Source organism: Deinococcus detaillensis, from assembly GCF_007280555.1.
Taxonomy (GTDB): Bacteria; Deinococcota; Deinococci; order Deinococcales; family Deinococcaceae; genus Deinococcus; species Deinococcus detaillensis.
Genome location: NZ_VKDB01000017.1, coordinates 46,748 through 69,774 on the forward strand (window position 1 = coordinate 46,748; position 23,027 = coordinate 69,774).

Below are 23,027 nucleotides of genomic sequence, written 5' to 3' on the forward strand. Positions count from 1 at the left end.
CGCTTTGTTCACTTTTGCCTCAAAACTCGCCGCAGCCACATTTACCACGGAAACTCACCGCTGGAATCTTCGACCAGCACTTCGCTGTCCATGAAGTATTTCTTGTACAGGCCCGCTGCCACGCCCAGCAAGATCACGACCATCGCCGCGTAAAAGCCTTCGCCGGTCACGTCGGGTTTGACAACCGGATCAGCGGCCCAGCCGTACCAATCACTGATGATCAGGCGGGCGAACAAAATACCGAACACCACCACGCCGATCAGGGTGGAGACCATGGCCAGCACCGAGAGCGGGGTGCTGCGGGTTTTGTGAATGCCGGGCTTCAACTCCTGCCCCTCAGCCCACACGCTGTACAGCCCAATGATGCCGTAGGTCAGAGTTAGCAAGATAAAAGTCACGAGCGTGATTTCCGGCAACTTGATTTCTTCCGGCACAAAGCGCGAACGGTTCTTGAGCAGCTCTGGGCTGATGCTGCTGGCCGCCGCCGCAATCACAGCGGGCGTGACCAGTTCGGCTTTGTTGCCCCAAGAGTTCAGCACGTAGTTGGTGACAGCGTAGATTTCGTTATCCTTGAGGCTGGCCGCGAAAGCTGGCATGGCTCCCTTGCCTTTGACCACGCGGGTATGTACCAGCACCGGGTCTTGCAGGATGGTTTCCTGCCCGGCGAGTTTGGGCCCCACACCGCCTTGACCGTTCAGGCCGTGACAACCCGCACAGGCGGTGGCTCCCGTAGCCGCGTTGCCCTGCTCAAAAATCTTCTTGCCGACCGTCGGCCATTCTTTGGCGGCGGCGGCGGTGATGGCCGGATCAATCTTAATCGGCTCTGGGGCGGTGTCTTTGTTGAAAAGAAACAACAAAACAATCCATAAAATGGCCGCGATCACAATCGCAACCGAGGGCATTACTGCGTCATTCCGTTCCACGTTACGTTCTCCCTCATCAGCGAAATGGCCCTGCGCTTGTCTAAATACTGAGCCTAAAATCTGCCTTAGCGTATCATGGAGGGCCTTCTTTGAGAGGCGCTGACCATGCGCCCAGCCGCCGAACAAGAGCGAAGGGAAAACCCCCGAAAAGCGCGACTTAGCGTCCACTTAATGTACAAAAAATAAGGCGTCCTAAATGTCCCCGCTGATACCCTGATCAAGGCCGCCGAGTGCGGCCAGCAGCGGGAAAAGTGTATTTGAGAGTACAAGCGTGTCTTGGTTTTCAGGATGCTCGCGCCGGTCTGATCCGCCTTCACTGAGCAGCGCCACACACAGCGGCCTCGGCAGCATCAAGAGGCCCACATCGTGATGCACGCCCAGCAGTTCGCCGCTCTTGGTGTAGGTCTGGTAGCGGGGAGAGTCGTCAGCGTGTCGAAGCAGCGAGCGGCCCAAAATGTCGCGGTATTGCTGGCGTCCCAGGATAGAAAGGGCCAATTGGCGCACAGGCGGCTCAAGGCGCTGGCCCTGCCACAGCCCGAGCAGCAGCCCGGCTTGTTCAGCCGCCGAAGTGCGGTTGCGCTCACCGAGGCGCTGGGCGGCGTTCTGCTGATCTGGGGGCAGTTGCAGCTTGCCCACCAAGCGGGTTTGCCGGCAGCCGCGCTCAAAGAGCCAAGCGTTGACCGCGTCCACGCCGAGCAAGTCGATGACCATATTGGTGGCGGTGTTGTCACTGACGATGATCATCAGGGTGAGCAAGTCTCCTAGGCTCAGTTCAAGGCCCGCGCCGAGTTCGTGAAGTATCCCTGCGCCGCCTACTCGGTCTGCGGGTTTCAGGGTGTGGCGCTCGGTGAGGCGGAGTTGTCCAGCCTGCACCCGCTCCAAAGCCAGCAAGAGCAGCGGCACTTTGATGGTGCTGGCAGAGAGGAAAACCCGCTCGGCGTTCAAGCTGACCAGTTCCTCCCCTTCCAGCGTGCTGATGACCAAGCCGACTTCGCCGCCGTAGCCTTGGGCACGGAGCCGCTCCATAAAAACTTGCTCTGGGGGCATAGACTCTGGGGTCACAGCAGCAATCTGAACTTCGCCAGCGCCGCGAAAGGGTGCAGGGCACTCTCCAGTCTGAGGGTACAAAAGTCGGGGCCACCGTCGGGCGTGACGTGGTGCGGGCAGGCCGGGCATTCGGGAAACTCCAGAGCGGTGTAAGCCAAGTCCGGCTCAGCTGAAGCGATGGACCAAGTGCGGGTGCATCCGGCGACATACGTTTGCGGCGTAGCCGTAATTTTCGGTGCGGCTGAGCGCTTACTCAAGGTTGGCGATGCCCTCCCGAATGGCGTAGAGCGCGGCCTGGGTGCGGTTGTTGAGCTGCAACTTGGTAAAGATTTCCGACAAACGGTTGCGAACGGTTTTTTCGGAGATGTCGAGCCGGAGAGCAATTTCTTGGTTAGAAAAGCCCTGCGCCAGCAGCTTGAGAATCATGGTCTCGCGCTCGTTGAGGTCAGCGTGTTTGCCGCTGGGTAGCACCTCACGCTTGTCACGGAAGTCGTCCAAGACATTTTGGGCCATGTCGGGGTCGAGCAGCGCTTCGCCCCCCGCGACCCGCTCGATGGCGTCGATCAAGGTGGCCGCGTCGGCGTCTTTGAGAATGTAGCCGCGTGCGCCCGCTTTGACCGCCTCGAAGACGTAGCGGTCTTGGCGGTACATGGTGATGATGATGACGCGGGCATTGGCGTCAATTTCCAGAATGTTCTGGGTGGCCTTCACACCATCGAGTTCCGGCATCTGAATGTCCATCAAAATGACGTCGGGATGGGTTTCAGCGGCGAAGCGAATGGCCTCACGTCCGTTGGCCGCCTCGCCAATCACACGCATTCCTTCGCTTTCTAAGAGGCTGCGGAGTCCTTGGCGAAAGAGGGCATGGTCATCGGCAATCAAGACGCGAATCATGGACGCAGTCTACGGCGGCGGCAGCTCTGGCAGTGCGGGCAACCTCACTGAGCCAGCGTAAGCCTGAGCACCGAGCGGGCCTGTGACCCTGTTGCAAGAAAAGATACCCTAAACTTGGGCCGTGATTACTTGGTTTGACGCCCTGCTCGTAACCCTGCTGGCCCTTGCGGCAGCGCTGGGAGCCAGACGCGGCTTGGCGGGCTTGGCCTGGGGCTTAGGCGTCGTGGCGGTTTGCTTTGTCAGCAACTTTTTCCTTCATGGCTGGCCAGCTTTGGTGCTGGCGCTGGTTTTGGGCTTCGGGGTGGCCTGGTTCTCGCAGCGCTTGATCGGCCCCACGCTCGAAACATGGCATATCGCGGTGGGCGCACTCGGCGGCCTGATCGCCGGCTTGGTGTTGGTCGGCAGCTTGGCGCTCGATTTCCCGATTGGAACCGACAACCAGTACCCGACCAGCAAACTGCCGCCCAGCGTGCATGACGCGGTGGTCAACTCGTATGTTCAAAAAATACTTTTCCCTGTTTTCAATGGCAACGACGCGCTGAAGACCTTATTGATTCCCGATTTCAGCCAGCGTTAGAGCGGCGGCAAGAAAAAGGGGGAGGGTGGGGAGCGTTGACAGTGTGACTGACACCTCCCACCCTCCCCCTGCTAGAGGATCAGCTTTTCCCTGTAATTTACCCTGTAACCTCTGCCAAAGCCGCCAGCAGAGCGCTGTTTTGCTCGGGCGTACCGATACCGATTCGCAAGCAGCCTTCCAGCATCGGCATTCCGTCCTGGCGGCGCACCAAGATGCCGCGTGAGAGCAGATGCTGATACGCGGCGGCGGCGTCAGGTGTTTTGAGCAAAAAGAAATTGCCCTGCGAGGGAAGCCCTGTGTACACCGGATGACCTCGAAGCGCGGCCAAGATTCGCTGGCGTTCCTGAACGGTCTGGGCCACCCACTGGCGCATGTACTCGGGATGCTCTAAGGCGGTCATCGCCACCGTTTGCGTCAGGATATTGATATTGAAGGCGCTGACCAACTTTTGCAGGTTCTGAGCAAGTTCGGGCGAAGTCAACGCGTAGCCGAGGCGCAAACCCGCCAGCCCCCAAGCTTTGCTGAAGGTACGCAGCGAAATGCGGTTGCTCCTCTCTGCGACCAGTGCGCGGCCATTCGAGCCAGCAAACTGGTAATAAGCTTCGTCGAGCACCGCGACCCAGTCGTCTCCGGCAGCGTCCAAAACGGCCTTCACGTCGCTCTCGGCGTCGAGGTGCCCGGTGGGGGCGTGCGGCTGGGTGACGAACAAAAGGCCCGGCCCGCCTTTTTGCAGCTCCGTTACCAAGCCTTCTACCGGCAGCGAAAAATCCGGCTTCAGCGGCACTTGTAGTAGGGTCGCGCCGAGCATGCTGGCTTCCAGACCGTAGACCGAGAAGTTGGGCTGCACGCTCAGCACCCGCTGGTTTACGCCTGCCATTTCAGTCAGCAGCTTGATCAGCACGTTGCTGCCGGGCGTGACCACCACGCCGTCAGGGTTCCAGTCCTCAAACTCGGCGATTTTGTCCCGCAGGGTGTCGGCGTGCAAATCGGGATAGCGGTTCCATTCTGTGTGGGCAAGGCGCTGCAAAGCCAACTCGCGCAGCTCGGGGGGCAAGTCCAGGGCGCTTTCGTTTTGATCGAGCTTGATCGCCGCGCTGACCGGCGTAAACGGGTAAGCCGGAGTGCGGCGCACCACTTGGCGCACGCCAGAGAGGGCGGAGGCGGGCAGCGTTGGGGAAGAAGTCATGACACGGTTATAACCCTTTGCGCCAGTAACTTCAGCCGGTAAGCGCAAGGTCAATCCAGGATGCCCGTACTCTCGCCCACACTCATGCCCGCAATCATGAACAGCCGCGCCGCCGCGCTACCCTAAGCACATGGCCCTGCCTCCCACCGATACCGTCAAAATCCGTGACGTTTTGCGCCGCGCCCAGCAGCGTTCGCGTGAACTCAGCCGCACCCAACAAATCCAGATCGGTGAAGATCTGTACTGCCGGATCGCCCCCGGCGGCTCTAAATTCTTGTTGTTCAGCTTGGACAGCGAACCCGACCACGCCACTGCCGAGGCCATCGCTCAGGGTCTGGGCTTCGAATCGCCCGAATACGGCTGGCATCAGGGCGAAACCTTGCGCTCGCTGACGGTGGTGGACTTGGCCGCAAAGCCTGAGGCATTGCCCGATGCTTTAGAAACGGAGCCGCAGGAGCCGCCACCTTCTTAAACTGAAGCCATGACTTTTCACCAACAGCCGCACCGCCGTTATTTGCAAGAAGCCCTGAATTTGGCCCGCCAAGCATCGGAAGCTGGAAGTTCGCCGGTCGGCGCAGTCTTGGTCGGCGCAGACGGCGAGATCCTTTACCGTGGCCGCAACCGCGTCGGCGAAGCGCAGAGTGCCGAGCACGTCGGAGACGCCAGCGTGTCACACGCCGAAATGGACATTTTCTTTCAAGCGGGCAAGCTCGAAGACCCCAAGACATTGACCCTCTACACCAGCTTAGAGCCGTGCCTGATGTGCGGCGGGGCGGCGGCGCTGCTTCAGGTGGGACGCGTGGTGTGGGCAACCGACGACGCTTGGGGCGGGTCGGGACGACTGATTGCCTGGGCCGATCATCCGGCCATGAAAGAAACTGAAGTGATCGCTTGCCCCGACACCGACCTTGAGCGTGAAGGCGCAGTTCTCTTTGCTCCAGAAGCCAAACGCGCTTTTCCCGAAGAGGGATGGGCGCTGTGGCGAGGGCGCTACCCAGAGGAAACGGCAGGCGTGAAATGAGCGTTCTGGTGGTCGGCAGCGCCAACACTGACATTTTGGTGCGGGTGCGCCGCGCTCCGCTGCCCGGCGAAACGGTGCTGGGAGGGGACGCCGAGGTGCAAGCGGGCGGCAAGGGAGCCAACCAAGCCGTAGCAGCGGCGCGGGCAGGCGCGGCGACGGCGTTTTGCGGCGCGGTGGGGGATGACACGTTCGCCTCGGTGCCGCGTGAGGCGCTGGGCTCGGCGGGCGTTGACCTCCAGCATTTACGCGAACTGAAGGTGCCCAGCGGCATTGCCCTGATTACCATTTCAGATGACGGTGAAAACAGCATCACGGTGGCGAGCGGCGCAAACGCCCGTTTGAGTCCCGGAGACTTGCCCGCCGACTTTTCCAGCTTCACGCACCTGCTGATGCAGCAAGAAATCCCGCCCCAAACGGTGCTGGCCGCCGCTCAGAAAGCCAAACAAAGCGGCGTGCAGGTGCTGCTCAACGCCGCGCCCAGCCGTGAACTCAGCGCTGATTTGTGGCCGCTGCTGGACTATTTAATCGTCAACGAACATGAGCTGGCCCAACTGGCGGGTAAAGCAGAAGGCCAGGAAGAATCGGCAGCCCGCTCTCTGCTGGAGCACGGTGTGGGCGCGGTGATCGTCACGCTAGGCGGACGCGGGTCACTGGCAATCATGCCAACGAGCGTACTCAAGCAGGCCGCTCACAAAGTCGAAGTGGTGGACACCACCGGAGCGGGCGACACGTTTTGCGGCGTGCTGACAGCTTGGCTCTCTGGCGGCTCCGCTTTGCCCGAGGCGATGAAGGCGGCGGGCGTGGCCGGAGCGCTGGCCTGCACCAAACTGGGAGCGCAGGCGGCCATGCCTACACGCTCGAAGATCAAGGCAGCTTTGGCAGGCTGAGCTGGGTGAGGCTTTGCCTTGCTTTATAGGCTCGGCCTTCTTACATCACCAAATTCCGCGATGCTGCGCCATAAAAAAGCTCCCATGCCACGAAGACAGGGGAGCAAATTTAGTTTGGATCAGCGCTTTAGCTCGAAGCTCCGGCCTGATTGGCGGGCTTGCTCAGCGTGGGAGGAGGAGAAACCGGCTGCACAGGGGCGGCCAGCAACAACCGTTCCAGCACTTCACCCACATTGGCAGCGGTGTGAATAGTCATTTCGTTGCGGATGCTGTCGGGCAAGTCCTGCAAGTTCGGCTCGTTGTCTTTGGGCACGATCACTTCGCGGATGCCACCCTGGTGGGCTGCCAGCAGTTTTTCTTTGACGCCGCCGATGGGCAGGACGCGGCCACGCAAGCTGATCTCGCCGGTCATGGCGATGTCCATACGGGCGGGGCGTCCGGTGATGGCGCTGATCACGGCGGTGGCAATGGTGATGCCTGCCGAGGGGCCGTCTTTAGGCGTCGCGCCGTCAGGGAAGTGAACGTGCAGATCCATGTTTTTGTAGAACTCAGGGTCTGCGCCGTACTCAGTGGCGTGTTTGCGCAGGTAAGCGACAGCGGCCTGCACCGATTCCTTCATCACGTCGCCCAAGCTTCCGGTCATGATGATCTTGCCGCTGCCGGGGGTCGCCAGCGCTTCGACGACCAGCATGGTGCCGCCCACCGAAGTCCACGCGAGGCCCTGCGCCACGCCGACTTGGGCTTCTTTTTCCATTCGGTCGGGCTTGAACATCGGAATGCCGAGGTAATCCGGCACTTGCTCGGCGTCCACCGTCTTGACGCCTTCCCAGGGTTTTTCCAGCAGCTCGCGGGCAGCTTTGCGGGCCAGCTTGCTGAGCATCCTGTCCACGTTTCTCACACCCGCTTCCATGGTGTATTCCTCGATGATGCGTTGCAGCGCGGCGTCGGTGACTTCCATGCGGCCTTCCAAACCGTGTCCACGCAACTGGCGCGGCAGGCGGTAGCGCTTGGCGATTTGCAGCTTCTCCGGCATGGTGTAACCGGGAATCTGAATGACTTCCATGCGGTCGAGCAGTGGACGCGGGATGGTCTGAAGACTGTTGGCCGTCGTGATGAACATCACCTGTGAGAGGTCATACGGCACTTCCAGATAGTGATCTTGGAAGGTGTGGTTCTGCTCGGGATCAAGGACTTCCAGCATGGCGCTGCTGGGGTCGCCGCGCCAGTCGCTCGACATCTTGTCGATTTCGTCGAGCAGCATGATCGGGTTGACCACGCTGGCATTTTTCATGCCCTGAATGATCCGGCCCGGCATCGAGCCGATGTAGGTGCGGCGGTGGCCGCGAATCTCGGCTTCGTCGCGCATTCCGCCCAGCGCCATCCGTACGAACTTGCGGTTCAGGCTGCGGGCGATACTCTTGCCCAGCGAGGTCTTGCCGACACCGGGAGGGCCAACCAAGCACAGAATAGGAGCACGCAGCTCAGAATCTTCAATGCGCTCTTCCGCCGTGCGCTGCTTTTTATTGCCCTCGGCGTCCACTTCATCGGGTTTGTGGGTGAGTTGACGCACCGCCAAGAATTCCAAGATGCGCTCTTTGACGTCGTCTAGACCGTAGTGATCGGCGTCGAGGATATCTCGGGTGCGGACAATGTCCAGAATTTCTTCGTCTCGCTTGCTCCACGGCACGTCGGTCAGCCAATCGATGTAATTCCTAACAACAGTGCCTTCGGGGCTGCCGCCGGGGGTGCGCTCCAAGCGGGCCAGTTCCTTGAAGGCTTTTTCCTTGACTTCGTCGGGCATTCCTGCCGCCTCAATTTTCTCGCGCAGGGCTTCGACTTCGGCGGGGCCTTCTTCGCCGCCGCCGAGTTCTTTGCCAATCGCCTTCATCTGCTCGCGCAGGTAATACTCGCGCTGGTTGGCGTCCATCTGCTCTTTGACGCGCCCGGCCACTTTCTTGTCCATATTGAAGCGCTCAAGGTCGCGGGTCAGATTCTGTAGTACCAACGTCAGGCGCACTTGCTCAGCGCCGGCGTCAAGCACGGCCTGCTTTTCTTCCAAGGTCCAAGTGGCGTGGTGGGCGATCTGGTCGGCCAGCGTTCCGGCGTCGCTGAGGGTCTTGATGCCTTCGAGCTGGTAGTTGTCGAGCCGCAGTGTTTTGTTCTGGCGCTGATATTCCTCGAACGCCGATTTGGTTTCCTGAATGATGACCCGCAGCTCGTCGGGGTTGCCCGGCTGCTTGTCGAGGGTTTCGACGCGCACCCGCAGGTAGCTGCCCGGCACCTGCTCAAGCATCTTGACGCGCTCCTGCGTTTCAACCAAAACCTGATAGGTGTTGTCGGGCAAGCGCACGACCTGTTTGATGACGGCCAGCGTGCCGATGTCATGAAGCTCGGCTGGCATCGGGTCGTCGGTGGTGGCGTCGCGCTGAGTGACCACCAAAACGCGGCGGTCTGCGCCCTGCGCTTCGTCTACAGCGCGTTTACTCTTGGGGCGGCCCACGTCGATATTCTGGGTGACGCCCGGCATGATGACCATATTTCGAAGTGCAACAACGGGAAGTTCCCAGATCATGTTTGCTCCTTAAGCGCCGTACTCGGCCCCTGAACTCCGCTGACGCGAAATTCGGCTGGCAAAAACGGAGGAAAGTTTCTCTTTATTAGGCGCATCCTCAGTGCAAGCTCGGCCCTGAGAAAAAAGAATACGCCCCCCAACATGCCGAAAGTCTAACGGGCAAGTTGGAAGGACGCTGTAACCTAAACTGCTTTGTTTTATGCAGACTTCTTGAGTCCCTTAGACTCAAGTACCTTGAGCGGCTCATCTATATTTTCAGCGTCAAAGGTTACTTTTTTCAACGATTCGAGCGGCAACTCGAACAACAAGTCGGTCATGGATTTTTCCAATACGGCCCGCAGTCCACGCGCTCCGGTCTTGCGCTCGGCGGCGCGGTGGGCGACTTCTTTGAGCGCCGACTCGGTGAAGCTCAAGTCCACGTTCTGAAAACCGAAGAGGGCCTGATACTGCTTGATGATCGCGCCCTGCGGCTCAGTCAAAATGCGGATCAGCGCGTCCTCGTCGAGGTCTTGAAGCTGCACCACCAGCGGCAGGCGGCCCACGAACTCAGGAATCAAACCGAACTTGACCAAGTCTTCGGGCATGAATCGGAGTTCAGCTTTTTCGTCGCCTTTGTGCTCGGCCCCAAAACCCAGACCGCGCACGTTGGTGCGGCTGCGGCCAATATCGGCAATGCCGTCGAACGCGCCGCCCACGATGAACAAGATGTTCTTGGTGTTGACCTGCACCAGTTCCTGCTGAGGATGCTTGCGTCCGCCTTGCGGCGGCACCTGAGCAATAGTGCCCTCGATAATCTTGAGCAGGGCCTGCTGCACGCCCTCACCCGACACGTCGCGGGTAATCGAGGTGCCTTCAGACTTGCGTGCGATCTTGTCGATTTCGTCAATGTAGATGATGCCGCGCTCGGCTGCCGCCGGGTCGTACTCTGCGGCTTGCAGCAAGCGCACGATCACGTTTTCCACATCGTCACCGACGTAACCGGCTTCGGTGAGGGTGGTGGCGTCGGCAATCGCAAACGGCACTTCTAGCATCTCAGCCAAGCTCTGGGCCAGCAGCGTTTTGCCGGTTCCAGTGGGGCCGATCAGCAAAATGTTGCTTTTTTGCAGGCCCACGTCCGGGTGTGCCAGGCGCTGATAGTGGCTGACCACCGCGACGGCCAGCGCTTTTTTGGCTTCGTCTTGGCCGATCACGTACTCGTCGAGGTAGGCCTTGATTTCCTTGGGGCTGGGCAATTCGTCGAGGTTGAACTCGCCGCCCGCCTTGCGCTGCTGCTTGACCAGATCAAAAGCCCGCTCCGAGCACTCATTGCAGATAAAAGCGGTGCGCCCCGGCGCTTCGATGAGCTGGGCAATTTGCGGATGGCTCCGCCCACAAAACGAACAACGATCAGACACGGTCATTCTCCTTCACCTGTTGTTTGTCCAGCATACGGTGTCCTTTCTTGTAGCACAGCCCCCGTCAAAGTCGTGCTCAAACTGGCTCCAGCTCACGGGTGCTTTCGATCACCGAATCAATGAGGCCGTACTTCATGGCTTCTTCCGGCGACATGAAGTAATCGCGTTCCATGTCGCGCAGCAGTTTTTCATTGGGTAAATCGGTGTGCTGGTGGTAAATGTCCACCAGTTTGTCGCGCAGATACAAAGTTTCTTTGGCCTGCACTTCCACGTCGGGCGTGTTGCCCCTGAAGCCGCTGGAACCCTGGTGAATCATGATCCGGCTGTTGGGAAGGGCCAGTCGCTTGCCTTTGTCTCCGGCCATCAGCAGCACGCTGCCCATGCTCATGGCGATGCCGACGCAAATGGTGCTGATCGGAGCGCGGATGTAGCGCATGGTGTCGTAGATCGCTAAGCCCGCGTAGACCTCACCGCCGGGGCAGTTGATGTACATCTGGATTTCTTGCTCGGGATTCTGGCTGTCGAGCAGCAGCAACTGGGCCACGATGGTGTTGGCCACCTGCGAATCAATCGGGGTGCCCAAGAAGATGATGCGGTCTTTGAGGAGCCGCGAGTAGATATCGTACATCCGCTCGCCGCGTCCGGTTTGCTCAATCACGTAGGGAATAACACTCATGCGGGGCATTCTAGCGCGGCTCAGGCTTTTGAAAGTGCGCTGATAGGGGGTGCTTTGCTTGGGTCTAGATTTGGCAACAAAAAAGCATTGCCGGTGAGTAACGGCACCCAGCGATCATCCCTTATGGCTGCTGCCTTCCGGCCCTGACCAGATTCAGGCGTCGCCGCTGCGCTACGCCAGCAATGCGGAGGGCAGTGTAGCACTTCATAGGCTTTAAGGGGAAGGGTACGGGGCGTTTGTCAGATTTTTTTACATGAACGCTCTAAACATCGAAGCAAATTCAGAGCAAATTCCCTCTGGCACAACATTCAGCTCATGTTTTTGCCAACGCATACTGCCGAGCCAAACCGTAAGAGCTGTGTAAGAACTCACGGCTTACCATTCATTCAGCAGCGAAGGAGACACCGACGCCGCCGCAATAGCAACAGGCGAGCGCAGCCATTTAATTCTCTTTCTGCGAGCGCCAACACAGGAGAAACACCATGAACAACAAGAACCGTACCCAGGGCTTCACCCTCATCGAACTGCTCATCGTCATCGCCATCATCGGTATCCTGGCCGCCGTTTTGATCCCCAACTTGCTGGGCGCTCAGAAGCGTGCCTATGACACCGGTGCCGCCTCCTGCGCCAAGAGCCTCCAGACTGTTCAAGCTATTAACCAGGTTGACAACCAGCAGTACCTCGCCACTATTGCCAAAACTGTCTCTGGCGTCAATGCAGCTTGCCAGCCTACCCAGGTCACGATTGCTGGTGGTGCCAGCGGCACTGGCAACCTCGACTACAGCATGACCGTCACCGATAGCCGTGGCAGCAAGACCTACACCATTACTCCTAGCAGCTTGAGCGGTGTCAACAACCCGTAAACCAGACCTAAAATCACGAAGAGAAGGCGGCCATCAGGTCGCCTTTTTTGTTCTCCATTTCGAGATACTTGAAGAGGATTATGAAGAATAGTGCTACTTTAGAACAGAATCTGCTATCAATCTTCGTATTTTTGTACGGGATTTTGCTATGGCCCTTCGAGAACGCTACGGCCATATTTGTAGTTCCGAGACTTATTATTCTCGGGGCACTCGTAGTCATCTTACCAGTAGTGAGAATGGCAAGCCGAGAAGACGCCAATCTGTCCGACTTACCCACAGCTTTGGTAAGACAGCCCAGATACGTATTTTTCCTATTGGCCTTCATCGCCTCAGTCGTCCTGTCAGTCTTGCTCTCTCCAGATCCAGGCCACGCTTGGTTTGGTAGCCAGGATTTTCAGACGGGAGGCATGTTTATCATCCTAGCAAGCTTGGCCTTCTGGATTTACAGCACTGGGCCTAGAGTTCCACGATTTGGACTGCTCAGCCTCATCATTGTTCTTAATATTATAACCATAGTCGAATACCTCGGCTTCAGACCTTTGAGCTTTGTGACCAGTGTTTTCCATCCCCTTTCGACTTCTTTCCCTGCAATTACGGTTGGCTATCGTGGTCAACTCGCAGGACTACTTTTACTGTTGGCCGCACTTCCTCTCTACTGGTTTAAAGGCGATTACACAAATTGGAAGTTCTGCTTCTTATTTGCCTTATCAGTTGCGGGATTGGGATGCACTACCAATTCGACTGCTCTAGTCGCACTAGTTGTGACAATTTGTTTCATCATTGTCGCACAATTTAGATCACTCAGGTGGAAAAGCCTTATCGTCGTGACCATAGCCATTTTTTCTTATAACTCTTATCAATATCTAAAACCTGTCAACGGCTATTTCTACAGTCTGGGATGGGTTAAGGTAAAGTCCGAAAGCAAAGATGCTGAAAATACTCTGACCTTCTCCACCAGGCTGCTTTTATGGGAAGCGGCGACCAGAATGACACTGGCACGTCCAGTCTTTGGCTGGGGGCCGCAAACCTATAATCAGTATTGGTTCATGTATCTTCCAAAAGCTAAAGCAGATCGGCTGTTTCGCCTGGAATTGGGATTAAAGCCCGGACAAAAAATGGCCAGACTCAATGATTCCGCTGCTTACAAGCTTCCCAATGGTGAAGTACAACCAGTTATCCTAAATTACCTTTCCTCACACAGTGGTTATCTCGATCTTGCATACGGTCACGGCATAATCGGAACCATTCTCTTTCTAGCACTTATTATCTCTGCACTTATCCATCTCTATAAGCTTTCGGGAAAGTTTTTTATCTACGCTCTGCTACCCATTTTGACTTACGGGATCTACCTCACAGCATGGTTCGTCACTGTTCCTGTAACGGGAATTGCAGCCGTTATTTTTGGAATGATTGTAAGTGATGCGATTGCAAAGTTGAGAACTCCAAAGCGTGCAACCTCAGCACCTCTAACGTAGAGATGTCAACACAAAAGGAGTTTTATGCAATCTTCTTCAGATCTTCTGAATGAAACGCCGAGCGAAATGCAGATAGAAGGCTTCACACTAATTGAGCTACTCATTGTCATCGCCATCATCGGGATTCTGGCCAGTGTGCTGATTCCCGGTGTTCTGGCGGCCAACAAACGCGCTTATGACACCAGTGCCCAGGCTTGTGGAAAAAGCATCCAGACGGCGCAAGCTATTGCACAAGTGGACTTTAAGTCTTACCTGATGGTTGGCACTGGGAGCGGCGAGCTTAGTCGCTCGACAGATGGTGTCAATGCAGCCTGCGCCTTCTCCGATATGTTCGTTAAAGAGCGCAGTACCGCTGGCTCTATCGTTTCGGACTACACCATTGATGTCTGGGATCGTCGCGGCGGCCATGTCTTCACCCTATCTCCTAGTAGTTTCCTCAAAGATGCGCTTGGTGCGACCGCTTTCTCTAGCACTGGCGGGGGCGGCAGCAATCTGCCCTGACTCGATTTCCTTCCTCTACTCCCAGCCTTGCTGTTTCAGGGCTGGGGCTTTTTGGTTTATGCGTCCCCACACTCAATCTTTTCTCCTCGATACCACAACCAGAAAAAGTGCCTTCCCCCGTTCCCACTCTCCCATTTGTTAACCTACATCCCATGCGCCTGCTTCCCGCTCTTCCCCTGCTGCTGCTGACGGCCTGCTCCGGCCAGATCAAAGATGTGCAGACGTTTTCGTATCTAGGCCACGAGCTGCGGAGCGGCATCATTGGCTATGACCGTTCGCCTCCAGCCGGTGGCCCTTACAGCCCGCTGTGGCAGACCTGCGGCAGCTACAGCGCCCCGATTTATTCCGAGTATGCGGTGCACAGCTTGGCACGCGGCGCGGTGTGGCTGACCTACTGGCCCACCCTCAGTCCCGCTGACCTCGGCAAGCTGAAAGACGCCGTCAGCGCTCAGCCGAACACCTTGCTTTCACCGCTGGCCGATCAGCCCACTGCCATCATGGCCACCGCTTGGAATGCCCAACTCAGCGCCGACAGTGTGAGTGACAGCCGCCTGCGCCGCTTCGTGCAGGATTATGCCAATGCCAAAAGCGTGCCGGAAGCGGGCCAGCCCTGCACGGGTGGATACGGGGGAACCCAATGAACCAAACTCAGGCCGACTCCGCACTAGAACAAGCCCGCGCCTTACTGCAAGCCGCCAAGCGTGTGGCCGTTATCACCGGAGCGGGCATAAGCGCCGAGAGTGGCATCCCCACTTTCAGAGACGCCCAAACCGGCCATTGGGCCAGATTTCGCCCTGAAGACTTGGCCAGCCCCGAGGAGTACCGGCAAGACCCCGAAACGGTTTGGGAATGGTACGCCGGCCGGTACCGTGATGTCAGCGCCGCCCAGCCCAATGCCGGGCACGCGGCTCTCACCGAATTGGAGCGGCGCAAGAACGGCCACACAGACGGTTTTTTGCTGGCCACCCAGAATGTAGACGGCCTGCATCAGCGGGCGGGCAGCCGCCAACTGGTGGAGTTGCACGGCAACCTGACCCACGCCCGCTGCGAAGCGTGCCAGCATTTGGCAGCCCTGCCCGCCCCGGAGACGTTTGAGCCGCCGCCGATCTGCCCGGAGTGCGGATCACGGATGCGCCCCAACGTGGTGTGGTTTGGCGAGTGGCTGCCGCCCGAAGCACTGGCCCGCGCTGAGAGAGCATTTGAAGCCGCCGACGTGGCCCTGGTGATCGGCACCAGCAGCTTGGTGCAGCCCGCCGCCGATCTGGCGCTGCTGACGCTTGAAAACGGCGGCAGCATCATTGAAATCAACCCCGATGTCACGCCGCTGAGCGAGTGGGCCAGCGTCGTGCTGCGCTCAGGGGCCAGTCAAGCGCTACCCGACTTACTGGGGGGCTGGGCATGAGCCAACCATTACGACCCCTAAAACTGCGCTCTTACGCGCCCACCGACTTGGCCGCCATCTACGATATCTGCTTACGCACAGCCGACGCGGGCGGTGACGGCGTGCATCTGTACCAAGACCCTTGGGTGCTGGGCCACCGCTACGCCGGGCCATACGCGGCGCTAGAACCGGAGTTTTGCTTTGTACTGGAGGGCTCAGAGCGGGTTGAAGGCTACATTTTGGGCGTACCCGACAGTGCCCGCTTTGCTCGTGAAAGCGAGGCCAAATGGTTTTCGCTGCTGCGCCCGCTTTATCTTCTGCTGCCTGAAACCGACAAAAGTGAGGACGCGCAGGCCCGCCGCCTGATCCACGCGGGCTGCCCAGCGCCCAGCGCGGCCTGGCTCAGCCAGTATCCGGCCCACCTGCACATTGACCTACTGCCCAGCGCTCAGGGGCAGGGCTTGGGCCGCGCTCTAATGCAAGCGCTATGGGCGGCTCTTCGGCAGGCGGGCGTGCCGGGCGTGCATCTCGGCGTCGGCGCGGGCAACCCCAAAGCACACGCCTTTTATCTTCACTTGGGCTTCACCGAGCTGGAGAAAGTCGAAGGCCGCTTTTGGACACTGGGCTACGACCTGCGCTAAAGCCTACTTCGCGCCCTACAGTTCAGACAAATCGGCGTTGAGCATCACCAAGCCGCGCACCGCGTCAGCCAGCGCCAAATGGCCGTTTGGCATGGCTACGATGTCCATCGGCTTGCCAAAGCTGCGCTGCTGGGTGACTTTGAAAGTCCTTAAGTCCACCACGCTGACCATGCCGCCCCTATCGGTCAGGTAAGCTCTGTCCTTCATCACGCTGATTTTGTCTGGATGGCCGCTCAGCTTGAGGCTGCGCTCCACCTGACCTTGCGGGCCGAGTTCCAGCAAACGGCCCTGTACATCCAGCGCCAAAACCTGACCCTCCCAACTTTGCAGGCCCACCGGAGCGCCGCCCACAGGGTAGACGGCCAGCACTTTTTCACCGTCGGGCGAGAGGGCAAAAATCTCTCCGGTGGTGTGCTGCGTGACCAGGATCCGCTCTGGCAGCGGCAGCACAGCGTCCATATAGTCGGCTTGAGGCATCTTGGTGGGCTTGGCGAGCTTGTTGATGTAGCAGCTCGCGCCCTTAAAGATTCGCAGTTCGCCGCTGGCTGCCGACTTGACATACACGCTGCCGTCCTTGACCGCCAGCCCCGCCGCGCCGCCGGGAACCGGATAGGTGCGCTCGATTTTGCCGCTGGCCACGTTGAGCACCACCAATTGCTCGTTGGCAGCGTCCAGCAGATACGCTTTGCCGCCGCTGTAGACGCCCTCGGTGTACCAAGCGGGGAGGAGCTGCTTGACGGCCACGCCGCTCAGCTTGCCATCGGCGCTGCGAATGACCAGCGGGGAGTTCATCGCCTCGCTGCGGGCCAAGATCAGGGTGCCACCCGCATTGATGACCACATCGGCTTGCTTGACGCTCGGCTGAGCAGCAGGCCAGATGAGGAATGCCGCCAGCACCGCCGCCGCGCTCAGGCCCGCCGCGAGGGAGAACGTCCGGCGGCGTGAAAACAGGCGCGGCGGAGTGCGACTGGGCAGTGTTCGACTTGGCGGCGTTGGCCGAGCAGCAGGCTGAGACTGGGCAACCGGAGCTAGAGGCTGGGCACGGGCGCTCTCCAGGAGCCGCTCACGCGCCCCACTCGGCAGAGGCACGGCGGGCAAGGCTGTCAGCAAGCCGCCCAACACCTGCTGGAGTTCGGCCGCTTGGCGGGCACAATCGGGACAGCCCGTGAGGTGCTGGCGCACGGCCCTGGCGGTGTCGGCGTCGGCAATACCGATGAGGACGACGTCCAGTTCAGCTTGGCAGTCTTGACACACTCTTTGTCGCTCACTCATCGGCTTTCCACCTCCCCTTCCGGCTCAACATTTCCAGCGTCGTGTAGCCCTTGTTCGCTCAGCATGCCGCGCAGGCGTTCCAGAGCGTACTTGAGACGGCTTTTGACGGTGCCCACCGGCACTTGCATGGCCGCCGCGATTTCCTCACGGGTTTGCCCTCTGTAGTAAGCCCGCTCCACCGTCTCGCGCTGGGGGGGCTTGAGACCCGAGAGTGCCGCTTGCACCCGCTCGGAGACTTGGCGCTGCTCGGTTTGCGTGAGCAAGTCCACCCGTTCGTCGGCCAGCGGCAGCGGTGTGCCTTCCTCGTCCTCCAAGGAAGTGTGAAAGCGCACGCCGCGCAGTTTGGAAATGGCCGCGTGGCGCACCACCGTCAGGATGAACGTGGAAAAGGCGGCCCGCTGCGGGTCAAAGAGCTGGGGCTTTGCCCAGACTTTCAAAAACGAGTCGTGAACGATTTCTTGCGCCGCCGCGCTTTCCTTGAGGATGTAGAGCGCCAAACCGTACGCGGCGGCGTGATAACGGTCAAACAGTTTGCCCAGCGCCGCTTCGTCGCGCAGGGCAAAGCGGGCGATCAGCTCGGCGTCACTGGTGGCTGAATCGCTGATGACCGGACTGCTGATGACTGGCCCCGCTTCGGCTCTGGCCGCATCATCGCTCCGCATGGGTTTCAAAGTATCACCCCAATCGGCAGTCCGGGCAGCGGCCCGCGCCACTCCCCGAGTGTTTGTCGCCAAGCTCAGCATCAGGCGTTCTCCTCACTTAAAGGTACGCGCCGCCGCCGCCAAAAGTTCAGAGTAGAAAGGCGCTGCTTGTGCCTCTAGCTTTCTCTGACCCACACCGAGCGGTGCCGTCTCCCTGCCCACTCGCAGCCTGACCGCCCTACTTGCTTGCGTCGCCTTCGCCCGAAGTAGTGCCCAGCCCAGCGAAACCATGAAAGACAGCTCAGCAGGGATTTCAGCTTTCGCGGCGACACTGAAGTAAGTTCAAAGGGGATCTGGACGAGCAGCCCTCTCCCCCACTGTTTTCAGCTCAGTTCGTGGTACTCGCCCCGGAAGTAAACCAGCGGGTCGTCGTCGGTGTAGCGGCTGTACTGCACTTCACCCAAGTACAAAGTGTGGTCGCCCGCGTCAATGCTGCGCTCTTTGCGGCAGACCAGTTGGGCCACCGCGCCGCCGATCAGCGGCAGACCTTCGTGGTCAAACCAGATCACCGAAGCGCTCTGCGGCTTACCCGCGAAATGCTCGCTCAGCGCCCGCTGCGAGGTACTCAGCACGCTGACGCCGAACCGCTCGACCTCGGCCAGCGCGTCGTGCATACTGGCCCGCTTGTCCACGCTGACCAAAATCAGCGGCGGAGACAAGCTGACGCTGACAAAGGCGTTGGCGGTCATGCCGCGCTTTTCGCCCGCATGGAAGGCGGTGATGATGGTGACGCCGCTGGCAAAACGGCCCAGCGTTTGACGGAACTCGTGGGGAGGCAAAGTCATGCGCTGATGCTAGCGCCGCCTGAGCCTCCGACCAAATGAAACTTGGCCAAATGAAAAAGCCTGCCCATTTACGGAGCAGGCTTTTTCATTCTGAAGGGGGACTTAGAAAATGGAACCCGGCCTAAGCGGCGATTACCAGCGAATATCCGGCGCGGTCAGTACCTGCTCGGCGGGCAAGCTGGTCAGCAGTTGGTAGGTCAGCGTGTAACTGCCGGGAATCACGCGGGTCAGCAAGATGGTGTCGCCGTCTACACGCGGCGAGAGGTTGGCGAGGCTGGGGCCGCTCACCGACAGCGGACCGCGCACCGCCGAGCCGCTACTGGGCAAGGGATCGGTGATCTGGACATTGTCGATGGTGCTGTCCGCCGTGATTTGCAGCGTGACCACGTAGCCCTGCGCGTTCGCCTCGATGCTCTTGGCCACGCCCGCCCGCGCACCCTGCTCCACGTTGCGGGTGATGTTGGCTCCGCCCGGACTGCGCACACGGGCCTGACCCGTTGTCCGCAGGCCAACCGGATCGAGCACCGCTTCGGCGCTGTCAGTGCGGCAAACCCGAACCGGCACTTTGAGGCGCAGCGGATTGCCTGAAGACAAATCGCCGCGCAGGGTCAGCGGGTAATCGCTGGTCCAACCCGCCGGCAAGTTGAGGTTAAGGGTGCCGGGCAGCTTGTAGGGAAAGTCGGTTTTGGCGGTGGCGGTGAGCTGGGCCACGTCGCAGGCTCCCAGCAAATCGGGAGAGGTCAGCAGCGTGACTTCGGTGCGCGGGGTGTACTCGATGGTGACGCGCCCGGTGGTGCCGTCGACCACGCGGCCTACCGGCGGGTTGTTGACGCTGCTGCCGGCCAGTTGGGTGGGATCAATCGGGTAATCGCCGGGGCGCAGCGGCATGGTGATGGGCGTGCTGTAGGTCTTACCGGCTAGGTTGAAGGGAATGCCGGTCAACGGAATGCGCTGGCTGCCGTAAATCGCCACCGAATCGACGCTCAAAGCTCCTTCCGGCGGGCGGGCCACGAAGCGCAACTTCACGTCACCGGGCGTGTAGCGCAGTTCGGTCGGCGACACCACATTGCCGCTGCCCTGCAAGACAGTGGCGCTGACCGGCACGTAGCCGCTCGGCAACACTGGGCGCACCGAGTTGTCTTTGGCTTCGATATAGCTGGCATTGGGAATCGGCTTGCCCTGAGGATCGACCACGTCCACCACCAGTTTGTAAGGCGGGCGGGCCACGAAGCGCAGCTTGACGTTGCCGGGGGTGTAGCGCAGTTCGGTGGACGAAATCACGTTGCCGGTGCCCTGCAAGACGGTGGCGCTGACCGGAACGTATCCGCTCGGCAAGGTTGGGCGCACGGTGTTGTCGTTGCTGAGGGTGTAACTCGCCCCCGGAATCGGATTGCCCTGCGGGTCAACCACGTCGACGAGCAGTTGGTTGCTGATTTTGGCGGTGGTGGGCGGCGTAAAGCCCCCGACCCGCGCCGTGATCGGCTTGTCGTCGAGTCTGAAGCTGTAGGTCACGGCGTTGGAATACTGCTTGGTGGTGGGCAGCACCTTAATATAGACCGCCCACTCGCCCACCAGCGCGGCAGTGATCGGAAACTTGACGGTGGCGTATTTGCCGTTGTCGCTGCTCGGCAAATCAACGCGCTTGTTGCCGGGTTCGACCACCCAGTTTTGGGCTTCTTTGGGGCCGTCGATGTCGTAGTTTGTGACGCTCAGCGTTTTGCCGACCCAGTCGGAGGGCACGGTCAGGCGGGCCACCAGCAAATCGCTTTGCTCGGTGTCGCGGGCGTTGACCGTGAAATCGCTGGTTTCTAAGGTGAAAGGAGTGGACACCCGCAGCGCGAAGCTGTTTTTGCCGTCGCCGCTGCTGTTGACCTTGAGGTTGTAGGTTCCGGCGGGCAGGCCCGAGGCCCACAAACTTTCCCAAGTGTGCTCGCGGTTCATGCCGAAAGTGCGCTCAAACACCGTTCCGCTTGTCCCGCTGAGGGTGAAGGTGGTGGAGAACTGGATATTTTTTCCGTACAGCTCATCTCCGAAGTAGCCTTGGGCCTTGGTTTTGCGGCCATCGGCATAATCCGAGAGGTTGAGGGTCGGGCTGTAGACTTCCAACCCAATCGGCTTGTAGGCGTCTTGGGGAGAAACCCGAATGACGTAGGTTTCAATATCAATCGGCCATTTTTCGCCCACCGAGGCCAGTGGCAGCACCCCGCCGGTTTGGGCCAGCGCTGCGGGAGCGCCCAGGGTCGCCAGCGAGAGGGCCGCGCCCAGCAGGAGAGCAGCGGAGGGAAGGCGGGTTTTCTTGGCCGTGTTGTGGAGCGTATTTTGTTCAGACATGCAGTCTCCGTGAAGCCGACTTTTCAGCGCTTGGGCAGGCTTGGGTGGGGTGCGAAATAACGTACTCGGCACAAGAATACACGCCCCGCCCGCTTGGTGCCGCCGCCTGCTCTATCTTGAGGGCATGTTGGCCCGCTCTCAAGCCCAGATTTCGCTGTCCGCTCTGCGGCACAATGCCCAGCTTCTCTCACGCCGGGCCGGAGTGCGGCTGATCGCCCCCGTCAAAGCCAACGCTTACGGCCACGGCCTGGAGCTGGTGGTGCGGGCGCTGGAAGACTTGCCGGAGGTGTGGGGCTTCGCGGTGGCCATGCCGCGTGAAGCGCAGGCGCTGGCGGCCCTCAGGCCCAGCAAGCCGGTGCTGCTGCTGACCCCCGCCGCGCCGCAGGAGTTTGCCGAACTCACCGACTTGGGCGTGCGGCTGAACATCAGCACCGCCGAGGAAGTCGCCGCCTTGCCGAAAAATGCCAAGGTGCATTTGAAAGTGGAAACCGGCATGAACCGCAACGGCGCGAGGCCGATCGAAGCCGTCAGGCTCGGTCAGCAGCTCGCGGATCTGGGAATGCTGGAAGGCGTCTACACCCATTTTGCCCGCGCCGACGAACCCGACCTCGGCCCTACCCGCCAGCAGCTTGAAGTCTTTCAAACGGTCTTGGCACAGCTTCCATCCTCGGTCAGTGGCGCTCCGCTGCTGGCCCACGCGGCCAACGGCGGCGGCGTGCTGGGCCTCGGTCAGGTGGAGGGGCTGAGTCTGGCCCGTCCGGGGCTGGCGCTCTACGGCTACGCGCCGGAGCATCTGCACGGCCTGTGGCCGCTGCGGCCTGCCCTGCGCTTGATGGCCCGCGTCGGCTCAGTCCACCGCGTTTATGTGGGCGAAACCATCGGTTACGGCGGGCTGTACACGGCGGAGCGCGACCAAGACGTTGCCACCGTGCAATTTGGCTACGCCGACGGCTACCCGCGCAACGCCACCCTCAAAGCGCAGTGTGTGGTGGCGGGTCAGGTGCGCCCAGTGCGGGGCCGCATCTGTATGGATCAGTTCATGCTGGATGTCAGCGGCCTGAGCGTGAAGGTGGGCGACTGGGTGGAAGTCTGGGGCAGCGGGCCGGTGACGCTGGGCGACGTGGCGGCGTGGGGCGACACCGTGGACTATGAAGTGCTGACCGGGCTGGGCGAGCGGGTGGAGCGGGTGGCGGCGGAGTGAACGCAGAGGCAAGCTAAGACGGCAACTCCACTTCTCCAGCCGCCAACAAGTCAGCCAGCGTGGTAAAGCCTGCCAAACGCGGCCAAGTCGGCAAAAAAGCTTGGGTGGCCGTCACTTCGTTGGGCACCACCACCACCCGCACGCCAGCACCAGCGGCAGCCGTCGCGCCGTTGAAGCTGTCTTCTATGGCCAGACACTGCTCAGGGCGCAGACCCAGTTGCGTGACCGCCAGCGTGTACAGCTCCGGGCTGGGCTTGACCTGAGTCACGTCGTAGCGGGTGGCCATCACCTCAAAAAACCCGAGGAGGCCGTGCTGCTCCAGCCAGCGGCTGACCCAGACTTTGTCGCTGCTGGTCGCCAGAGCCAGCCGGAGGCCCACCGCCCGCGCTTCTTCCAGCACGCCCAGCACGCCGGGGCGCAACTCGGAGACGGTGATGTCGGCAATGATCTGGTCGTGCAGCTCGGCGTGGACTTCGCTCCGGCGCATCTGCACGGTATCGGGGAGCCCCAGCCAAGGATCGAAAGCGTCCCAAGTGCCCACGCCCTGCTGCCAGTCACGGAGCGCCAGCTCGCGCCCGTGCTGACGGTAGAGCGCTTCCCAGCGGCGAAATTCAAGGGTTTCTGTATCGAGGATGGTGCCGTCGAAATCAAAGATCAGGGCTTGGATGGTGGAAGCAGAAACGGTCATGCTTCCAGTGT

Annotated in this window: 24 protein-coding genes and 1 other RNA gene; 11 read left to right on the forward strand and 14 right to left on the reverse strand. The window is 60.0% G+C overall.

What is annotated here, in order from left to right:
- Nucleotides 1-41 precede the first annotated feature (41 nt).
- The 4 genes from FNU79_RS13835 to FNU79_RS13850 form a co-directional block, all read right to left on the reverse strand.
- Entirely contained in the window at nucleotides 42-923 is an 882-nt protein-coding gene (locus FNU79_RS13835) for a c-type cytochrome (protein WP_185974720.1), read from the reverse strand.
- A gap of 192 nt (nucleotides 924-1,115) precedes the next feature.
- Nucleotides 1,116-1,985 (reverse strand): serine hydrolase, encoded by an 870-nt coding sequence (locus tag FNU79_RS13840; protein WP_318636150.1) that lies wholly within the window; start codon nucleotides 1,983-1,985, stop codon nucleotides 1,116-1,118.
- Nucleotides 1,982-2,227 (reverse strand): hypothetical protein, encoded by a 246-nt coding sequence (locus FNU79_RS13845; RefSeq protein ID WP_143721399.1) that lies wholly within the window; start codon nucleotides 2,225-2,227, stop codon nucleotides 1,982-1,984. The genes FNU79_RS13840 and FNU79_RS13845 overlap by 4 nt, the downstream gene beginning before the upstream one ends.
- Nucleotides 2,220-2,864 carry a response regulator transcription factor gene (locus FNU79_RS13850; protein ID WP_124871528.1) on the reverse strand — a complete coding sequence of 215 codons (645 nt, stop codon included), beginning with the start codon at nucleotides 2,862-2,864 and terminating at the stop codon, nucleotides 2,220-2,222. The genes FNU79_RS13845 and FNU79_RS13850 overlap by 8 nt, the downstream gene beginning before the upstream one ends.
- A gap of 121 nt (nucleotides 2,865-2,985) precedes the next feature.
- On the opposite strand from FNU79_RS13850, the gene FNU79_RS13855 reads away from it, so the two are divergent.
- Nucleotides 2,986-3,441, forward strand: a complete 456-nt coding sequence (locus FNU79_RS13855; protein WP_225430074.1) for a hypothetical protein — start codon at nucleotides 2,986-2,988, stop codon at nucleotides 3,439-3,441.
- Nucleotides 3,442-3,538: 97 nt separating this feature from the next.
- On the opposite strand, the gene FNU79_RS13860 is transcribed toward FNU79_RS13855, so the two are convergent.
- A complete protein-coding gene (locus FNU79_RS13860) occupies nucleotides 3,539-4,627 on the reverse strand; it encodes a pyridoxal phosphate-dependent aminotransferase (RefSeq protein WP_143721400.1) in 1,089 nt (362 codons plus the stop codon).
- 130 nt (nucleotides 4,628-4,757) lie between these two features.
- Between FNU79_RS13860 and FNU79_RS13865 the strand changes: the two genes are divergently transcribed.
- The 3 genes from FNU79_RS13865 to FNU79_RS13875 are packed head-to-tail and all read left to right on the forward strand — an operon-like array spanning nucleotide 4,758 to nucleotide 6,535.
- A complete protein-coding gene (locus tag FNU79_RS13865) occupies nucleotides 4,758-5,099 on the forward strand; it encodes a hypothetical protein (protein WP_143721401.1) in 342 nt (113 codons plus the stop codon).
- A 9-nt stretch (nucleotides 5,100-5,108) separates the two neighbouring features.
- On the forward strand, nucleotides 5,109-5,648 hold the full coding sequence (locus tag FNU79_RS13870; RefSeq protein WP_143721402.1) for a nucleoside deaminase: 540 nt from the start codon (nucleotides 5,109-5,111) through the stop codon (nucleotides 5,646-5,648).
- Nucleotides 5,645-6,535, forward strand: coding sequence for a ribokinase (locus FNU79_RS13875; RefSeq protein WP_143721403.1), 891 nt, complete (start codon nucleotides 5,645-5,647; stop codon nucleotides 6,533-6,535). Before FNU79_RS13870 ends, FNU79_RS13875 begins: the two co-directional genes overlap by 4 nt.
- Before the next feature lie 127 nt (nucleotides 6,536-6,662).
- On the opposite strand, the gene lon is transcribed toward FNU79_RS13875, so the two are convergent.
- The 4 genes from lon to ffs all read right to left on the reverse strand — a co-directional run bounded on the left by lon (nucleotide 6,663) and on the right by ffs (nucleotide 11,360).
- Entirely contained in the window at nucleotides 6,663-9,107 is a 2,445-nt protein-coding gene (gene lon / locus FNU79_RS13880) for an endopeptidase La (protein WP_143721404.1), read from the reverse strand.
- 197 nt (nucleotides 9,108-9,304) lie between these two features.
- Complete coding sequence (clpX, locus tag FNU79_RS13885; RefSeq protein WP_124871508.1) at nucleotides 9,305-10,507, reverse strand: ATP-dependent Clp protease ATP-binding subunit ClpX; 1,203 nt, start codon at nucleotides 10,505-10,507, stop codon at nucleotides 9,305-9,307.
- A 70-nt stretch (nucleotides 10,508-10,577) separates the two neighbouring features.
- Nucleotides 10,578-11,186 (reverse strand): ATP-dependent Clp protease proteolytic subunit, encoded by a 609-nt coding sequence (gene clpP / locus FNU79_RS13890; RefSeq protein ID WP_124871505.1) that lies wholly within the window; start codon nucleotides 11,184-11,186, stop codon nucleotides 10,578-10,580.
- Nucleotides 11,187-11,261: 75 nt separating this feature from the next.
- An RNA gene (gene ffs / locus FNU79_RS13895) (signal recognition particle sRNA small type) lies at nucleotides 11,262-11,360 on the reverse strand.
- 299 nt (nucleotides 11,361-11,659) lie between these two features.
- On the opposite strand from ffs, the gene FNU79_RS13900 reads away from it, so the two are divergent.
- The 6 genes from FNU79_RS13900 (at nucleotide 11,660) to FNU79_RS13925 (ending at nucleotide 16,038) form a co-directional block, all read left to right on the forward strand.
- On the forward strand, nucleotides 11,660-12,040 hold the full coding sequence (locus tag FNU79_RS13900) for a type IV pilin protein (protein WP_143721405.1): 381 nt from the start codon (nucleotides 11,660-11,662) through the stop codon (nucleotides 12,038-12,040).
- Nucleotides 12,041-12,120: 80 nt separating this feature from the next.
- Nucleotides 12,121-13,515, forward strand: a complete 1,395-nt coding sequence (locus FNU79_RS13905) for an O-antigen ligase family protein (RefSeq protein WP_143721406.1) — start codon at nucleotides 12,121-12,123, stop codon at nucleotides 13,513-13,515.
- Between the two features lie 24 nt (nucleotides 13,516-13,539).
- Nucleotides 13,540-14,016: a type II secretion system protein gene (locus tag FNU79_RS13910; protein WP_225430075.1), complete on the forward strand. Its 477-nt coding sequence runs from the start codon at nucleotides 13,540-13,542 to the stop codon at nucleotides 14,014-14,016.
- Nucleotides 14,017-14,168: 152 nt separating this feature from the next.
- The gene (locus FNU79_RS13915) at nucleotides 14,169-14,657 is read left to right on the forward strand and encodes a DUF3105 domain-containing protein (RefSeq protein ID WP_143721407.1); all 489 of its coding nucleotides are present in this window, start codon (nucleotides 14,169-14,171) and stop codon (nucleotides 14,655-14,657) included.
- The gene (locus FNU79_RS13920) at nucleotides 14,654-15,418 is read left to right on the forward strand and encodes an SIR2 family NAD-dependent protein deacylase (protein ID WP_143721408.1); all 765 of its coding nucleotides are present in this window, start codon (nucleotides 14,654-14,656) and stop codon (nucleotides 15,416-15,418) included. The genes FNU79_RS13915 and FNU79_RS13920 overlap by 4 nt, the downstream gene beginning before the upstream one ends.
- Complete coding sequence (locus tag FNU79_RS13925) at nucleotides 15,415-16,038, forward strand: GNAT family N-acetyltransferase (protein ID WP_143721409.1); 624 nt, start codon at nucleotides 15,415-15,417, stop codon at nucleotides 16,036-16,038. Before FNU79_RS13920 ends, FNU79_RS13925 begins: the two co-directional genes overlap by 4 nt.
- 15 nt (nucleotides 16,039-16,053) lie before the next feature.
- Here FNU79_RS13925 and FNU79_RS13930 read toward each other — a convergent pair whose 3' ends face one another.
- From FNU79_RS13930 to FNU79_RS13945, 4 genes are all read right to left on the reverse strand, one after another.
- Nucleotides 16,054-17,310 (reverse strand): hypothetical protein, encoded by a 1,257-nt coding sequence (locus tag FNU79_RS13930; protein WP_143721410.1) that lies wholly within the window; start codon nucleotides 17,308-17,310, stop codon nucleotides 16,054-16,056.
- A complete protein-coding gene (locus FNU79_RS13935; RefSeq protein WP_185974721.1) occupies nucleotides 17,307-17,972 on the reverse strand; it encodes an RNA polymerase sigma factor in 666 nt (221 codons plus the stop codon). The genes FNU79_RS13930 and FNU79_RS13935 overlap by 4 nt, the downstream gene beginning before the upstream one ends.
- Before the next feature lie 362 nt (nucleotides 17,973-18,334).
- The gene (locus FNU79_RS13940; RefSeq protein WP_143721412.1) at nucleotides 18,335-18,796 is read right to left on the reverse strand and encodes a flavin reductase family protein; all 462 of its coding nucleotides are present in this window, start codon (nucleotides 18,794-18,796) and stop codon (nucleotides 18,335-18,337) included.
- A 132-nt stretch (nucleotides 18,797-18,928) separates the two neighbouring features.
- Complete coding sequence (locus FNU79_RS13945) at nucleotides 18,929-21,127, reverse strand: hypothetical protein (protein ID WP_143721413.1); 2,199 nt, start codon at nucleotides 21,125-21,127, stop codon at nucleotides 18,929-18,931.
- A gap of 124 nt (nucleotides 21,128-21,251) precedes the next feature.
- Between FNU79_RS13945 and alr the strand changes: the two genes are divergently transcribed.
- Nucleotides 21,252-22,328 carry an alanine racemase gene (alr, locus tag FNU79_RS13950; RefSeq protein WP_143721414.1) on the forward strand — a complete coding sequence of 359 codons (1,077 nt, stop codon included), beginning with the start codon at nucleotides 21,252-21,254 and terminating at the stop codon, nucleotides 22,326-22,328.
- A 13-nt stretch (nucleotides 22,329-22,341) separates the two neighbouring features.
- On the opposite strand, the gene FNU79_RS13955 is transcribed toward alr, so the two are convergent.
- A complete protein-coding gene (locus FNU79_RS13955; RefSeq protein WP_143721415.1) occupies nucleotides 22,342-23,016 on the reverse strand; it encodes an HAD-IA family hydrolase in 675 nt (224 codons plus the stop codon).
- Between the last annotated feature and the right edge of the window lie 11 nt (nucleotides 23,017-23,027).

Excerpts from the sequence above, each read along its gene's own strand:
- FNU79_RS13850 (WP_124871528.1), bottom strand. The coding sequence starts at position 2,864 with ATGATTCGCGTCTTGATTGCCGATGACCATGCCCTCTTTCGCCAAGGA.
- FNU79_RS13860 (WP_143721400.1), bottom strand. The coding sequence starts at position 4,627 with ATGACTTCTTCCCCAACGCTGCCCGCCTCCGCCCTCTCTGGCGTGCGC.
- FNU79_RS13865 (WP_143721401.1), top strand. The coding sequence starts at position 4,758 with ATGGCCCTGCCTCCCACCGATACCGTCAAAATCCGTGACGTTTTGCGC.
- FNU79_RS13870 (WP_143721402.1), top strand. The coding sequence starts at position 5,109 with ATGACTTTTCACCAACAGCCGCACCGCCGTTATTTGCAAGAAGCCCTG.
- FNU79_RS13875 (WP_143721403.1), top strand. The coding sequence starts at position 5,645 with ATGAGCGTTCTGGTGGTCGGCAGCGCCAACACTGACATTTTGGTGCGG.
- lon (WP_143721404.1), bottom strand. The coding sequence starts at position 9,107 with ATGATCTGGGAACTTCCCGTTGTTGCACTTCGAAATATGGTCATCATG.
- clpX (WP_124871508.1), bottom strand. The coding sequence starts at position 10,507 with ATGACCGTGTCTGATCGTTGTTCGTTTTGTGGGCGGAGCCATCCGCAA.
- clpP (WP_124871505.1), bottom strand. The coding sequence starts at position 11,186 with ATGCCCCGCATGAGTGTTATTCCCTACGTGATTGAGCAAACCGGACGC.
- FNU79_RS13900 (WP_143721405.1), top strand. The coding sequence starts at position 11,660 with ATGAACAACAAGAACCGTACCCAGGGCTTCACCCTCATCGAACTGCTC.
- FNU79_RS13905 (WP_143721406.1), top strand. The coding sequence starts at position 12,121 with ATGAAGAATAGTGCTACTTTAGAACAGAATCTGCTATCAATCTTCGTA.
- FNU79_RS13910 (WP_225430075.1), top strand. The coding sequence starts at position 13,540 with ATGCAATCTTCTTCAGATCTTCTGAATGAAACGCCGAGCGAAATGCAG.
- FNU79_RS13915 (WP_143721407.1), top strand. The coding sequence starts at position 14,169 with ATGCGCCTGCTTCCCGCTCTTCCCCTGCTGCTGCTGACGGCCTGCTCC.
- FNU79_RS13920 (WP_143721408.1), top strand. The coding sequence starts at position 14,654 with ATGAACCAAACTCAGGCCGACTCCGCACTAGAACAAGCCCGCGCCTTA.
- FNU79_RS13925 (WP_143721409.1), top strand. The coding sequence starts at position 15,415 with ATGAGCCAACCATTACGACCCCTAAAACTGCGCTCTTACGCGCCCACC.
- FNU79_RS13930 (WP_143721410.1), bottom strand. The coding sequence starts at position 17,310 with ATGAGTGAGCGACAAAGAGTGTGTCAAGACTGCCAAGCTGAACTGGAC.
- FNU79_RS13935 (WP_185974721.1), bottom strand. The coding sequence starts at position 17,972 with ATGCGGAGCGATGATGCGGCCAGAGCCGAAGCGGGGCCAGTCATCAGC.
- FNU79_RS13940 (WP_143721412.1), bottom strand. The coding sequence starts at position 18,796 with ATGACTTTGCCTCCCCACGAGTTCCGTCAAACGCTGGGCCGTTTTGCC.
- FNU79_RS13945 (WP_143721413.1), bottom strand. The coding sequence starts at position 21,127 with ATGTCTGAACAAAATACGCTCCACAACACGGCCAAGAAAACCCGCCTT.
- alr (WP_143721414.1), top strand. The coding sequence starts at position 21,252 with ATGTTGGCCCGCTCTCAAGCCCAGATTTCGCTGTCCGCTCTGCGGCAC.
- FNU79_RS13955 (WP_143721415.1), bottom strand. The coding sequence starts at position 23,016 with ATGACCGTTTCTGCTTCCACCATCCAAGCCCTGATCTTTGATTTCGAC.